We start from the raw sequence: 13143 nt of genomic DNA, 5'->3' as shown, positions 1-13143 counted from the left end.
GTTCACGCGCCCCCCTGCGCCTTGGCGTCGGGCGCCAGGGCCGCCGCGTCGGGCGCCGGTGGTGTCTTGCCGCCCACCTCGAAGAAGGTGTACGACAACGTGATGGTGGTGACGTCCTTGGACAGGCGCGGGTCGATCACGAAGGCCACGGGCCACTCCTTCTTCTCGCCAGGCGCGAGCGTGTACTGCGTGAAGCAGAAGCACTCGAGCTTGTTGAAAAAGGCGGCCGCCTGCTTGGGCGCGTAGCTCGGGATGGCCTGCGCGGCCATGGTGCGGTTCTGGATGTTCTGGAACTCGTACAGCACCGTGGTGAGTTCACCCGGGTGGACCTGGAGCGAACGCACGGCGGGTTTGAAATTCCAGGGACCGCGCACGTTGGTGTCGAACTCGACGGTGATGGTGCGGCTGCGATCCACCTGGGTATTGGCGGGCAGCTGAGCCGCGCCGGGAATGCGCGTTTCCGACACCGCCAGCACGTTGATGCCCAGGGCTTCGCAGATGTGGCGGTAGATCGGCACCAGCGCATAACCGAACGCGAACATGCCCAGCGCGATCACGCAGAGCTTGCCCACGATCTTGAGGTTTTCCTGGCGCAGACCCATCGCAACGCTCCGCTCAGCCGCCCAGCAGCACCATCTTGCCCACGAAGCCGAGGAAGAAGACCACGGCCACCGAGGCCAGGATCAGGCCCAGGCGCGCGTTGCTCTTTTTCTGTTCAGGCGTCATGGCGTGGCGTGCGAGGCGTTCAGCCGATCACCTTGGTGGCGGTGGCGTCGAGCTTGGGCGGGTTCTCGAAGGTGTGGAAGGGCGCCGGCGAAGGCACTTCCCATTCCAGGCCTTCGGCCGCGTCCCAGGGCTTCTGCGGGGCCTTTTCGCCCTGGCCGCGCATGGCGGGCAGGACCACGGCCAGGAAGAAGTACACCTGCGCGAAACCGAAGCCGAAGGCGCCGATGGACGCGATCATGTTGAAGTCGGCGAACTGCATGGGGTAGTCGGCGTAGCGGCGGGGCATGCCGGCCAGACCCAGGAAGTGCATCGGGAAGAAGGTGATGTTGAACGAGATCATCGACCACCAGAAGTGGATCTTGCCGCGGGTCTCGCTGTACATCACGCCGGTCCACTTGGGCAGCCAGTAGTAGAGGCCGGAGAACATGGCGAACAGCGAACCGGCCACCAGCACGTAGTGGAAGTGCGCCACCACGTAGTAGGTGTCCTGCATCTGGATGTCGATCGGCGCCACCGACAGGATCAGGCCGGTGAAGCCACCCACGGTGAACACGAAGATGAAGCCCACGGCCCACAGCATCGGGGTCTCGAAGGTCATCGAGCCTTTCCACATGGTCGCGACCCAGTTGAAGATCTTCACGCCCGTGGGCACGGCGATCAGCATGGTCGAGTACATGAAGAAGAGCTGACCCGTCACCGGCATGCCGGTGGTGAACATGTGGTGCGCCCACACGACGAAGGACAGGATGGCGATGGAGCCGGTGGCGTAGACCATGGAGGCGTAGCCGAACAGCTTCTTGCGCGCGAAGGCGGGCACGACCTGGCTCACGATGCCGAAGGCCGGCAGGATCATGATGTAGACCTCGGGGTGGCCGAAGAACCAGAAGATGTGCTGGTACATCACCGGGTCGCCGCCGCCGGCGGGATTGAAGAAGCTGGTGCCGAAGTGGCGGTCGGTCAGCGTCATGGTGATGGCGCCGGCCAGCACGGGCATCACGGCGATCAGCAGGTAGGCGGTGATGAGCCAGGTCCAGCAGAACATGGGCATCTTCATCAGCGTCATGCCGGGCGCGCGCATGTTCAGGATGGTCACGATGATGTTGATCGAGCCCATGATCGACGAGGCGCCCATGATGTGCATGGCGAAGATGCCGGCGTCCATCGAGGGGCCCATCTGCAGCGTCAGCGGCGCGTAGAGCGTCCAGCCCGCGGCGGGCGCGCCGCCGGGCATGAAGAACGAGCCCACGAGCATGAGGGCCGCCGGGATGAGCAGCCAGAAGCTCAGGTTGTTCATGCGCGCGAAGGCCATGTCGGAGGCCCCGATCTGCAGCGGGATCATCCAGTTCGCGAAGCCCACGAAGGCCGGCATGATGGCGCCGAACACCATGATCAGGCCGTGCATGGTGGTGAGCTGGTTGAACAGCTCGGGGTTCACCAGCTGCAGGCCGGGCTGGAACAGCTCGGCGCGAATGCCCAGGGCCAGCAGGCCACCGATCATCAGCATGGTGAAGGAGAACAGCAGGTACAGGGTACCGATGTCCTTGTGGTTGGTGGCAAACACCCAGCGGCGCCAGCCCGTGGGGGCGTGGTGGTCGTGGTCGTGGCCGTGCGCGTCGTGGTGGTCAAGCACTGCACTCATGGTCTGTTCCTCAGGTTCTCAATCTCGATGCGCGGACGGGTCACTGGCGCGCGGCCTGCACTTCGGCGGGCTGCACGATCTGTTCGGTCTTGTTGCTCCAGCTGTTCTTGGCGTAGGTCATGACCGCGGCCAGCTCGGTGTCGGAGAGCTGTTTCCAGGCGGGCATGGCGCCGTTGTTCTGGCCATTGAGCAGCACATGGGTCATCTTGCCCTTGTCGGCGTCGAGCACCACGGCCGAGCCGTCGAGCGGCTTGATGGGGCCCGCGCCCTTGCCGTTGGCCTGGTGGCAGGCCGCGCAGTTGGCCGCGTAGACGGATTCGCCGCGCTTGACCAGGTCGGTCAGCGTCCAGACCTTGCTCGGGTCGTCGGCCGCAGCGGCCATGGCCTTGTGCTTCTCGCCCACCCAGGCGCTGTATTCCTCGGCCGACACCACTTTCACGTGGATCGGCATGTAGGCGTGTTCCTTGCCGCACAGCTCGGCGCACTGGCCGTAGAAGTCGCCGGTTTTCTCGGCGCGGAACCAGGTGTCGCGCACGAAGCCGGGGATGGCGTCCTGCTTGACGCCGAAGGCCGGCACCATCCAGGCGTGGATCACGTCGTTGGCGGTGGTGATGATGCGCACCTTCTTGCCCACGGGCACCACCAGCGGGTTGTCGACCTTGAGCAGGTAGTCGTCGGTGGCCTCGGGCTTGCCACTGTTGGACATCACGCGGTGCGAGGTGTCCAGCGTGGAGAGGAAGCCGATGCCCTCGCCCTCGCCCTTGATGTATTCGTAGCCCCACTTCCACTGCATGCCCACCGCCTTGATGGTCACGTCGGCGTTGGTGGTGTCCTTCTGTGCCACCAGCACCTTGGTGGCGGGCAGCGCCATGCCGATGACGATCAGCAGGGGGACGATGGTCCAGCCCAGCTCCACCCAGATCGGCTCGGGCAGCGCCTGCGACTGGTGGCCCACCGATTTGCGGTGCTTGAGGATGGAATAGAACATGACGCCGAAGACGATCACGAAGATCACGGCGCAGATGCCCATCATGAACCAGTGCAGCCAGTGCTGCTCTTCGGCGATCTTGGTGACCGGCGGGGCGAAGTTGAGCTGGTTGACCGCGGGGCCGCCCGGCAGATCGTTGACCTTCTGCGCGGCCGCCGAGGACCAGACCCCGGCGCTCAGCAGCGCCAGTCCCACCGCGTTCCGCGCTGCACGTAGGGCTTGCAGCGTCTTTGTCGTCTTGCTCACTTGTTGCGCCTCAAATATAAGTGTCGATTGATATCGACCCCGATTACACCAAAACCTGCCAGGCCTGCGCCAGCGCTTCGCGCGCCGCGCAAGGCAGTCGCATCTCACGCGCCAATCAGGAACGCGCCCCCGGACGCGGCACGCCGGCACAGGGGGAAATGCCCTTGAACCCAAACCGCGGGATTGTAGCCGCCGCCATAGGGAGCCCTGACCGCAAGCCGGGACCCCTTGGTCGGGTTTGGCTCAGCCGCGGCGCTGGCGCAGCTGCTCGCGCAGCGCGTCCAGCGGCACGGTGGCGTCCCCGCGCGGCGGCTTGGGCGCCGCCTTGAAGGCGTGGCCATAGACGATTTCGACCGTCAGGCGCAGGCGGCCGCCGTCGGTTCGCGGGCCACGCGCCTCGATCGCCGCCAACAGGCGCTCACGCCAGCCCCGGCCCCGGCAGGCCCCGAAGCGCTCGGTCGAGAGGTTGCGACCGAAGCCGCGCAACTCATCGACCAGGCTGGCGGCGCTGCCGTAGGTGAGTTCGAGTCGCTCCATGTCCATGACGGGCTCGGCGAAGCCGCCGTGCACCAGCATGTCACCCCAGTCGTGCATGTCGGTGAAGGCGTGCGTGGGCGCGGGCCAGCCCTCGGCCGCCCAGACCTCGCGCAGCTCGTTCAGGCTGTCCGGGCCCAGGCAGGCAAACATCAGGAAACCGCCGGTCGCTATGTGCGAATGCCAGCGCGCGATAAGCCGCTGCGGCTGGGGCTCGGCGTGCAGGCCCATGTTAGCCCAGAGCATTTGCACCGGCCGCTGCGGGTCGGCGGCTCGGGGCTCCAGCCAGCGCGGGCGCAGCGGGTTCCAGGACCGGGGCGCGGCCTCCCGGGTGGCCGCGGCGGCGCGCGCCATGTCGCGCGACCACACCTGCCACTCGGCGCGGGGCAGCGCCGCGCGCAGGCGCGCATGCGTCTTCAGGCCGCCGAGCACAGGCTCCCAGTGCAGCCAGCTCGTGGGCGGCTCGCGGAACCACTGCAGGCGTTCGGCCATGCGCCCGCCCACTTCCTCGTGCAGCCAGGGGCTGTGTGTGCGCGGCAGGCCCTGCCAGCGGGCGCAGGCCACGGCATCGAGGCCGGGCACGGCGTCGGCAGCGTCGGAGGGGGATGGGTTCAAGGCGGCGGGCCGGTGCGAACCGGCCCCGGTATCGGGAGGGGGCGCTCAGTATATTGAGCCCGCATGCGCCGCTTCGCCGTATGGACACCCGGCTGGTCATGGCCCAGCCAATGCCATGTGTGCGGCCAGTGGCCGGCCTGGCCGCTGTGCGAGGCCTGCCGCCAGCGCTTCGCGCCGCCGCGCCCCCGCTGCCCGCGCTGCGCCGCGCCCGCCAGCGACGCTTCGCCTTGCCCCTGCCGGGCGCGGGCCGCCGATCGCGTTCTCGGCGCCTGCGTGGCCGCGGTGGACTACACCTTTCCCTGGGACCGGCTGATCGCGCGCTTCAAATTCCACGGCGAGACCGCCTGGGCCCGGACCTTCGCCGGGCTGATGCGGGCTGCGCCCGGCGCCGGCGCCCTGCTCGACGCGGCCGACGGCATCGTGCCCCTGCCGCTAACCCCCGGGCGCCTGGCCGAACGCGGCCACCACCCGCCCTGGGCGCTGGCCCGGGCCCTCGTGCCACGGCACCCAGACGCACTGCGGCCGGACGCGCTGATGCGCCTGAGCGACGGCCCCGCACAGCACCGCCTGGCCCGCGAAGAACGCCTGCGCAACCTTCGCGGCGCGTTCGCGGTGCCGGCCGAGTACCTGTCGCGCCTGCGCGGCGCCCGGCTGCTGCTGGTGGACGACGTGGTCACCACCGGCGCCACCCTGGACGCCGCCGCGCAGGCCCTGCTGGCGGCGGGCGCCGCGCGCGTCGACGCCCTGGTCTTCGCCCGCACGCCAGCACCGCACGAGCGCGCGGACTGAGGCGCACCACTATCATGCGCGCCCCACCATGTTCAATGTCGTCCTGGTCCACCCCGAAATCCCGCCCAACACGGGCAACGTGATCCGCCTGTGCGCCAACACCGGCTGCGCGCTGCACCTGATCGAGCCCCTGGGCTTTTCCATGGACGACAAGCTGATGCGGCGCGCCGGACTGGACTACCACGAGTACGCCGAGGTGCGCCGACACGCCGGCTGGGGAGCCTTTCTGCACGCCGCGCGACCCGATCCCGAGCGCCTGTTCGCGCTGACCACGCGCGGCCGGCGCGGCGTGCACGACACCGCGTGGCGGGCGGGCGACTGGCTGGTGTTCGGGGCGGAGTCGAGCGGCCTGCCCGAGGCGGTCCGGGCGGACATCGCCCCCGGTCAATGGTTGCGCCTGCCCATGCGGGCGGGCCAGCGCAGCCTCAACCTGTCCAACGCGGTGGCCGTCACCGTGTTCGAAGCCTGGCGCCAAAACGGCTTCCAAGGCGGGGTTGCGTGATCCATATCACGCGAGTTCCCCCTGAAACATCCCCCATTTGTGGCAACTGCTCCACCATGCGCGACATGGAGACCACGATCAACCCCCGCCACCACCGGCTGCCCGCCACCGGTCCGCGCCGGGACCGCGGGCCTCAGGGACACCCGGTGATCGCGCGCATCGCCCGATGGATCGGCGTGGTGCACCCCCAACCCCAGCCGCGCACGCCCCACTTGCGGGACATCGTCGCCATCCGCCAGCGCCTGCTGGCCACCATCGAGGACTGCGTGCACTCCGTGCCGGCCCTGCGCCTGCGCCGCCAGATCGAGCAGGCGCGCAGCCCCCAGGAGCTTTGGCTGCTGCGCAACGACGCCTTCCAGCTCATCGCCCAGCGCCACAGCCAGCACGTGGCCGCCGCGCGCATCGACGCCCTGCGCCAACTCTTCGAAGACTGGCTGGACCCGAAGCAGCTCGCTCGCATCCGCTGAGCCCGGCGCTCAGGGGTAGTGGCGCACCAGCGACTCGGCCAGGCACACCGGCTTCTCGCTGCCTTCGCGCTCCACCGTGACCGCCCAGGTCATCTGGCGCCCGCCGTTGTCGATCGGCTCGCAGGCCTGCAGCGCCATGTGCGCGCGCAGGCGGCTGCCCACCGGCACCGGGGCCGTGAAGCGCACCCGGTTCAGCCCGTAGTTCACGCCCATGCGCGAGGCGCGCACGTTCATCGCGGACTCGAAGAACACCGGCAGCAGCGACAGCGTGAGAAAGCCGTGTGCGATGGGCGCGCCGAAAGGGCCGGCCCTGGCCCGCTCCACATCGACGTGGATCCACTGCTGGTCACCGGTGGCGTCGGCGAAGCGGTTCACCCGCTCCTGGGTGATGGTGACCCAGTCGCTGGTGACCACGGCCCGGCCCACCAGCGCGTCGAATTCCTCGAGGGTGTCGAATGTGCGCATGGGCGCACTCTACAAATCCGGGCCGCGATCGGATGTCGGGCGCGCGACAAGCCCCTGCCTCAGCGGTCCAGCCAGTCGCAGATGCCCTGCCACTGCTGCAAATCCTTCTCCACCCGCCAGGGCGCCACGTCGAACAGCGTGAGGCCGCGCGCGGCCAGGTGGATGTAGTTCTGCGTGTCGCGCAGGTAGCCCAGCACCGGCAGGTCCAGGCCGGCCACGAACTCGGCCAGCTTGTCGGCCGCGATGGTGCGCGGATCGACCCGCATGCCCACGATGCCCACGGCAGCGCGGCGCGTCTCGGTCAGCTCGTCGAGGAAATCGCGCGTGGCGTAGATGTCGAAGATGCTGGGCTGCAGCGGCACGATGACCTTGTTGGCCAGCTTGAGCACATCCTTGAAGCGCTTGCCGTGCAAGCCGGCGGGCGTGTCCAGCACCACGTGGGTGGCCTCTTTCGGCGGGCGCGCGATCTGGTCGTGCGACACCTCCCAGGTGTGGATGGGGCGCGCCGTGGGTGGCCGCAGGCGCAGCCACAGCGCGGATGACTGCTGGCGGTCCACGTCGCCCAGCATGACGGTATGGCCGCGGCTGGCGTAGTAGCCGGCCACATTGGTCGACAGCGTGGTCTTGCCGACGCCCCCCTTCGGATTCGCAACCACCACGATCGGCATGTCGTCTCCTTGAGTTCGGCCCCCTGGGGCGGCCGGTACTGGCACAGGTAAGCCTATGTTAGCCCGAGCCCGTCCCAGACCAGCTTGCAGCCCGTGAGGAACATGCCGGTGTAGATGAGGCGGTAGAACAGCACCGGCCGGATGCGGTGCGCGATGCGCACCCCGATCCACACCCCCACCGGCGCCAGCGGCAGCAGCACCAGCGAGGTGGCCATGTTGCGCAGGTCGATCAGCCCCAGCCAGGCGTAGGGCACCCACTTGGCCATGTTCACGAAGAAAAAGAAGAAGGCCATGGTGCCCGTGAACAGCAACGGCGGCAGGCGCATGGGGATCACGTAGGCGTTGATCGGTGGCCCGCCCGCGTGCGCCACGAAGCTGGTGAAGCCCGAGGTGGCGGTGAGGATGGCGCCCACCCAGCGCGGCGGCGGCGCGCTGTCGGGCCGGGGCGGGAACAGCAGGCGCTGGGCCAGGAACAGCAGCGTGAAGGCGCCCACGATGCCCGCGACCAGGCGCGGCTCCAGCCAGCGGAACAGCAGCGTGCCGATCACGATGCCCAGCAGGCCATAGGGCAACAGGAACTTCAGCAATTGCCGGTCCACGTTCTTGCGGAAGGCCGCCATGCCCAGCAGGTCCATCACCAGCAGCACCGGCATCAGGATGGCCGCGGCCTGCGGCACCGTCACGGCCAGCGCCATCAGCGGCACCGCCAGCGAACCGAAGCCGGCGCCAAAGCCGCTCTTGCTGATGCCCAGCAGCAGCACGGCCGGCACGGCCACGGCATAGAAGAAAGGGTCGGTGATGAGGGGAAGCGATGACACGGAAGACAATCCGGCGATGCAAAACGTGACATTGTGGGGGGAAACCCTCAGGCTGCTGGTGGAGGTGGCCGCCACCGCGGCCTTCGCGCTGTCGGGCATCCTGGAAGGCGCGCGCAAGCGGCTCGACGCGGTCGGTGTGGTCGTCGTCGGGTTTCTGGCGGCCTTCGGCGGAGGCACACTGCGCGACCTGCTGCTCGACCAGCGCCCGTTCTTCTGGGTGCACCACGTGGAGCTGCTGTGGGGCGTGCTGGGCCTGAGCGTGCTGGCCATGCTGTTCCTGCGCACGCGGCACTTCGAGGTCACCGAGCGCGCCATGCAGTGGCCCGACGCCCTGGGCCTGGGCCTGTTCGCCGCCACCGGCGCGCACCAGGCGCTGCTGCTGGAGATGCCGCCCCTGGTGGCCGTGCTCATGGGCATCGTCACCGGCGTGGCCGGCGGCGTGCTGCGCGACGTGGTCTGCAACCAGATCCCCAGCGCCTTTCGCGACCACCGGCCCTACGCGGTCTGCGCCTTCGTGGGCGGCTGGGTCTACGTGGGCTTGTGGGCGATCGCCGCACCGGGCTGGCTGGCGCTGCTGGCCTGCGTGGGCGTCACGGCCGGGCTGCGCGGCCTGGCGCTGTGGCGCGATTGGCAGTTGCCGCAGTGGCGGCTTTGAGTCCCGGGGACAATCGCGCCATGTTCAACCCTTCCCAAGCCGACGTGCGCCGCTTCTTCTGCGGCGCCTACGCCAAGCTGCGCGACGCCCAGCCCATGGACGCGCTGGAGCAGCTCGCTGCCCAGTGGATCGCCGAGCACCCCAAGTACCACGGCGAACTGGCCGACGCCGAGGCCGCCGTGGCGCGGCTGAGCCAGCCCGACGCGGCGCGCGAGAACCCTTTCCTGCACCTGTCCATGCACCTGTCGATCAGCGAGCAGTCCAGCATCGACCAGCCGCCGGGCATTCGCCAGGCCGTGGAACTGCTCACCGCGCGCCGGGGCGACCTGCACACCGCCCACCATGAGGTGATGGAGTGCCTGGGCGCCATGCTCTGGGAAAGCCAGCGCGCCGGTCGCCCGCCCGACGGCCAGGCCTACATCGACGCCGTGCGCCGGCGGGCGACAGTGGATTAACCCCCCGCCGCGCTCCGCGCGTCCCCCCTTGAAAGGGGGCATCACCGACGGCCCGGCAAAGCCGGTTCCGTGGTGACCCTGGAAAACAAAAAGCCGCTCGGTGAGCGGCTTTTTGTTGGGGGCGCTTCGCGAATCGATCAGCGGAAGCGCGACTGCGGCACGGTCTGCAGCTCGCCCTGGACGGTGCTGAGGTACTTGGCGATGGCGCGCATCTCGGCCGGGGTGTACTGCTTGGCGATGCCGGCCATGATGCCGTTGCTGCGGCCGATCAGCTTGTTGCCCTCGACGGTGTACGACTTGAGCGCCACGAACAGGTAGTCGGGGTGCTGGCCACCGATCTTGGGGTAGCTCGGGTCGATGGGCTTGCTGAAGTTGACGCCGTGGCAGGAGACGCAGGCGCCCTTCTGCAGCAGCGCGGCGACCTCGGCGCTCGCGGCGGCCGGGGTCTCCGGCGCGGCGGGGCCGGCCTGGCCGGCGTAGAAGGCCGCGAGATCGGCCATGTCCTGCTCGCTCAGCGAGCCGGCGATGCCGCGCATGGACGGGTGCTTTCGGTCGCCCTTCTGGTAGGCCTTGAGGGCCGCCACGATATACGGCGCGCCCTGGCCCGAGATCTTGGGCACCTTGTGGATTTCGGGGAAGCTGTTCTGGTAGCCGGGGATGCCGTGGCAGCCGATGCACATCTCGGCCTTCTTGTGGCCGGCTTCGACGTCACCGGTGACGCCCTGCGCCTGGGCCGATGCGGCAGCGACAAACAGCGTCGCAGCGGCGACAAGGGTACGGGCGATCGGTTTCAGCAGTGGGGTCATTTTGCTAGCACAATCAAGAACGGCCGGGAAAGATCAACCGCGAATTATATGAGCGGTCGCCGCGTCTCCCGCCACATCCCGAGTCCCGCGCGCGGGCAGCCGCGCCGCCACCCCGAGGCCGCCTCCATGAAATTCCAGGGTTCCCAGAACTACGTCGCCACGCAAGACCTGATGCTGGCGGTCAACGCCGCCATCACGCTCAAGCGCCCGCTGCTGGTCAAGGGCGAGCCCGGCACCGGCAAAACCATGCTGGCCGAGGAGGTCGCCCAGGCCCTGGACATGCCCCTGCTGCAGTGGCACATCAAGAGCACCACCAAGGCCCAGCAGGGCCTGTACGAATACGACGCGGTCAGCCGCCTGCGCGACTCGCAGTTGGGCGACGAACGGGTGAAGGACATCCACAACTACATCGTCAAGGGCGTGCTGTGGCAGGCCTTCACGGCCGACCAGCCGGTCGCGCTGCTGATCGACGAAATCGACAAGGCCGACATCGAATTCCCGAACGACCTGCTGCGCGAGCTCGACCGCATGGAGTTCTACTGCTACGAAACGCACGAGCTCATCAAGGCCAAGCACCGCCCCCTGGTCTTCATCACCTCGAACAACGAGAAAGAGCTGCCCGACGCCTTCCTGCGCCGCTGCTTCTTCCACTACATCAAGTTCCCCGACGCCGAGACGATGCACAAGATCGTCGACGTGCACTTCCCCACGCTCAAGCAGGACCTGCTGAAGGTCGCCATGAAGACCTTCTACGACGTGCGCAACCTGCCCGGCCTGAAGAAGAAGCCCAGCACCAGCGAACTGCTCGACTGGCTCAAGCTGCTGATGGCCGAGGACATCCCGCTGGAAGCCCTGCAGAGCGCCGATGACAAGGTCGCCATTCCGCCGCTGGTCGGCGCGCTGCTCAAGAACGAGCAGGACACCACGCTGTTCGAGAAGCTGGTGTTCATGAACCAGAGGAACCGCTGATGTTCGTGGCCCCCGTCGTCCTGAGCGAACGCGGCCTGCGGCTGGAGCCCCTGGACCCGCGCCACGAGGACGGCCTGCGCGCGGCGGCGGCCGACGGCGAGCTCTGGAAGCTGCGGGTCACCTCCGTGCCCGAACCCGGCCAGACGCGCGACTACATCGACACCGCGCTGCGCATGCGCGAGGAAGGCAGCCGCTTCGCCTTCGCGGTGGTCGACGAGGCCAGCGGCGCGGTGCTGGGCAGCACCAGCTACCACGACATCCTGCCCGCGGTGAAGCGCGTGGAGATCGGCTACACCTGGTACGCCCGGCGCGCGCAGCGCACCCACGTCAACACCACCTGCAAGCTGCTCATGATGGGCCACGCCTTCGACACCCTGGGCTGCCACGTGGTGGGCTGGCGCACCGACAACTACAACTTCGCCTCGCAACAGGCCATCGAACGGCTGGGCGCGAGGAAGGACGGCGTCATCCGCGGCCACGCCCTGCGCCGCGACGGCACCATCCGCGACACCGTCATGTACAGCATGCGCGCGGGCGAATGGCCCGAGGCGCGTGCGCAGCTGCTGTACCTGCGGGCGCGGCACGACTGAACCCGGGGAGATCGCCATGCTGATCGACTTCTTCTACACCCTGCGCGCGGCCAAGCTGCCGGTGTCGGTGAAGGAGTACCTCACGCTGCTGGAAGCGCTCAAGGCCGACGTGGTCGGACCGGCCAACCCCGAGGCCTGCAGCATGGACGACTTCTACTTCCTCTCGCGCACCGCGCTGGTGAAGGACGAGAAGCACTTCGACAAGTTCGACCGCGCCTTCGCCGCCTACTTCAAGGGCGTGGAGATGATCGCGGACTTCACCAAGCCCATCCCCGCCGACTGGCTGCGCCAGGAGATGGAGCGCATCCTGTCCGAGGAGCAGAAGGCCAACGCGCCCAAGATGGACTGGGACGAGCTCATGGAGACGCTGCGCAAGCGCCTGGAAGAACAGAAAGAGCGCCACGAAGGCGGCAACCGCTGGATCGGCACCGGTGGCACCTCGCCTTTCGGCAACGGCGGCGTCAACCCGCAGGGCATCCGCATCGGCGGCAAGGGCGGCGGCAAGAGCGCCGTGAAGGTGTGGGAGCAGCGCAGCTACCGCGACTACGACGACACGCAGGAACTGGGCACGCGCAACATCAAGGTGGCGCTGCGCCGCCTGCGCAAGTTCGCGCGCGAGGGCAACGACCTCGAACTCGATCTGCCCGACACCATCCGCAGCACCGCGGCCAACGCCGGCTACCTGGACATCAAGATGATCCCGGAGCGGCACAACAACGTGAAGGTGCTGCTGCTGATGGACGTGGGCGGCACCATGGATGAGCACATCCAGCGCGTCGAGGAGCTGTTCTCGGCCGTCAAGAGCGAGTTCAAGCACCTGGAGTTTTATTACTTCCACAACTGCGTCTACGACTTCATGTGGAAGAACAACCGCCGCCGCTACGCCGAGAAGTTCCCGACCTGGGACATCATCCGCAAGTACAACAAGGACTACAAGCTGATCTTCGTGGGCGACGCGACCATGAGCCCCTACGAGATCCTGCAACCCGGCGGCAGCGTGGAATACAACAACGAGGAAGCCGGCGCCGAGTGGCTGCAGCGCCTCACGCACGCGTTTCCCAAGTTCGCGTGGATCAACCCGGAACCCCATGGCGTCTGGCAGTATCGACAGAGCATCAGCATCATCCAGCAGCTCATGGGCCAACGCATGTTTCCGCTCACCCTGAAGGGCCTGGAAGACACGATGCGCATGCTGTCGAAATAATCGGCGC

17 protein-coding genes are annotated in these 13143 nt (G+C 68.0%); 8 read left to right on the top strand and 9 right to left on the bottom strand.

The genetic code is table 11. From position 1 onward, the window contains the following. Positions 1 to 2: 2 nt before the first annotated feature. The 5 genes from BHU06_RS01505 to BHU06_RS01490 form a co-directional block, all read right to left on the bottom strand. The gene (locus BHU06_RS01505; protein ID WP_070397367.1) at positions 3 to 602 is read right to left on the bottom strand and encodes a cytochrome c oxidase assembly protein; all 600 of its coding nucleotides are present in this window, start codon (positions 600 to 602) and stop codon (positions 3 to 5) included. A 13-nt stretch (positions 603 to 615) separates the two neighbouring features. Further along, positions 616 to 726: a cytochrome oxidase small assembly protein gene (locus BHU06_RS22910; protein ID WP_217494338.1), complete on the bottom strand. Its 111-nt coding sequence runs from the start codon at positions 724 to 726 to the stop codon at positions 616 to 618. 19 nt (positions 727 to 745) lie between these two features. Continuing rightward, positions 746 to 2365 carry a cytochrome c oxidase subunit I gene (ctaD, locus tag BHU06_RS01500; protein ID WP_070397366.1) on the bottom strand — a complete coding sequence of 540 codons (1620 nt, stop codon included), beginning with the start codon at positions 2363 to 2365 and terminating at the stop codon, positions 746 to 748. A 40-nt stretch (positions 2366 to 2405) separates the two neighbouring features. Further along, the gene (coxB, locus tag BHU06_RS01495) at positions 2406 to 3548 is read right to left on the bottom strand and encodes a cytochrome c oxidase subunit II (protein WP_254668105.1); all 1143 of its coding nucleotides are present in this window, start codon (positions 3546 to 3548) and stop codon (positions 2406 to 2408) included. 294 nt (positions 3549 to 3842) lie between these two features. Beyond that, positions 3843 to 4748: a biotin synthase gene (locus BHU06_RS01490; protein WP_139146914.1), complete on the bottom strand. Its 906-nt coding sequence runs from the start codon at positions 4746 to 4748 to the stop codon at positions 3843 to 3845. Between the two features lie 63 nt (positions 4749 to 4811). Between BHU06_RS01490 and BHU06_RS01485 the strand changes: the two genes are divergently transcribed. The 3 genes from BHU06_RS01485 to BHU06_RS01475 all read left to right on the top strand — a co-directional run bounded on the left by BHU06_RS01485 (position 4812) and on the right by BHU06_RS01475 (position 6506). Then, positions 4812 to 5537: a ComF family protein gene (locus BHU06_RS01485; RefSeq protein ID WP_070397364.1), complete on the top strand. Its 726-nt coding sequence runs from the start codon at positions 4812 to 4814 to the stop codon at positions 5535 to 5537. Positions 5538 to 5565: 28 nt separating this feature from the next. Then, complete coding sequence (gene trmL / locus BHU06_RS01480; RefSeq protein ID WP_070397363.1) at positions 5566 to 6039, top strand: tRNA (uridine(34)/cytosine(34)/5-carboxymethylaminomethyluridine(34)-2'-O)-methyltransferase TrmL; 474 nt, start codon at positions 5566 to 5568, stop codon at positions 6037 to 6039. A 65-nt stretch (positions 6040 to 6104) separates the two neighbouring features. Then, positions 6105 to 6506 carry a hypothetical protein gene (locus BHU06_RS01475; RefSeq protein ID WP_139146913.1) on the top strand — a complete coding sequence of 134 codons (402 nt, stop codon included), beginning with the start codon at positions 6105 to 6107 and terminating at the stop codon, positions 6504 to 6506. A 9-nt stretch (positions 6507 to 6515) separates the two neighbouring features. Here BHU06_RS01475 and BHU06_RS01470 read toward each other — a convergent pair whose 3' ends face one another. The 3 genes from BHU06_RS01470 to BHU06_RS01460 are packed head-to-tail and all read right to left on the bottom strand — an operon-like array spanning position 6516 to position 8457. After that, complete coding sequence (locus BHU06_RS01470) at positions 6516 to 6971, bottom strand: MaoC family dehydratase (protein ID WP_070397361.1); 456 nt, start codon at positions 6969 to 6971, stop codon at positions 6516 to 6518. Between the two features lie 59 nt (positions 6972 to 7030). After that, positions 7031 to 7639: a ParA family protein gene (locus BHU06_RS01465; RefSeq protein ID WP_070397360.1), complete on the bottom strand. Its 609-nt coding sequence runs from the start codon at positions 7637 to 7639 to the stop codon at positions 7031 to 7033. Between the two features lie 53 nt (positions 7640 to 7692). After that, positions 7693 to 8457: a sulfite exporter TauE/SafE family protein gene (locus tag BHU06_RS01460; protein ID WP_070397359.1), complete on the bottom strand. Its 765-nt coding sequence runs from the start codon at positions 8455 to 8457 to the stop codon at positions 7693 to 7695. Between the two features lie 16 nt (positions 8458 to 8473). On the opposite strand from BHU06_RS01460, the gene BHU06_RS01455 reads away from it, so the two are divergent. After that, positions 8474 to 9112, top strand: a complete 639-nt coding sequence (locus BHU06_RS01455; protein ID WP_070397358.1) for a trimeric intracellular cation channel family protein — start codon at positions 8474 to 8476, stop codon at positions 9110 to 9112. 20 nt (positions 9113 to 9132) lie between these two features. Beyond that, positions 9133 to 9567 (top strand): DUF1841 family protein, encoded by a 435-nt coding sequence (locus BHU06_RS01450; protein ID WP_070397357.1) that lies wholly within the window; start codon positions 9133 to 9135, stop codon positions 9565 to 9567. Positions 9568 to 9704: 137 nt separating this feature from the next. Here the strand turns inward: BHU06_RS01450 and BHU06_RS01445 are convergent, their stop codons facing one another. Further along, a complete protein-coding gene (locus BHU06_RS01445; RefSeq protein WP_139146912.1) occupies positions 9705 to 10373 on the bottom strand; it encodes a cytochrome c in 669 nt (222 codons plus the stop codon). Positions 10374 to 10499: 126 nt separating this feature from the next. On the opposite strand from BHU06_RS01445, the gene BHU06_RS01440 reads away from it, so the two are divergent. The 3 genes from BHU06_RS01440 to BHU06_RS01430 are packed head-to-tail and all read left to right on the top strand — an operon-like array spanning position 10500 to position 13136. Continuing rightward, the gene (locus BHU06_RS01440; protein WP_070397356.1) at positions 10500 to 11342 is read left to right on the top strand and encodes a MoxR family ATPase; all 843 of its coding nucleotides are present in this window, start codon (positions 10500 to 10502) and stop codon (positions 11340 to 11342) included. Further along, positions 11339 to 11932 (top strand): GNAT family N-acetyltransferase, encoded by a 594-nt coding sequence (locus BHU06_RS01435; RefSeq protein WP_070397355.1) that lies wholly within the window; start codon positions 11339 to 11341, stop codon positions 11930 to 11932. Before BHU06_RS01440 ends, BHU06_RS01435 begins: the two co-directional genes overlap by 4 nt. Before the next feature lie 16 nt (positions 11933 to 11948). After that, positions 11949 to 13136 (top strand): VWA domain-containing protein, encoded by a 1188-nt coding sequence (locus BHU06_RS01430; RefSeq protein WP_070397354.1) that lies wholly within the window; start codon positions 11949 to 11951, stop codon positions 13134 to 13136. Positions 13137 to 13143: the final 7 nt, after the last annotated feature.

The sequence above is a fragment of the Hydrogenophaga sp. PML113 genome (assembly GCF_001777155.1).
GTDB lineage: Bacteria > Pseudomonadota > Gammaproteobacteria > Burkholderiales > Burkholderiaceae_C > Hydrogenophaga > Hydrogenophaga borbori.
The sequence above is the reverse complement of the archived record's forward strand: the minus strand, read 5'-3'. Positions and strand labels throughout refer to the sequence as shown.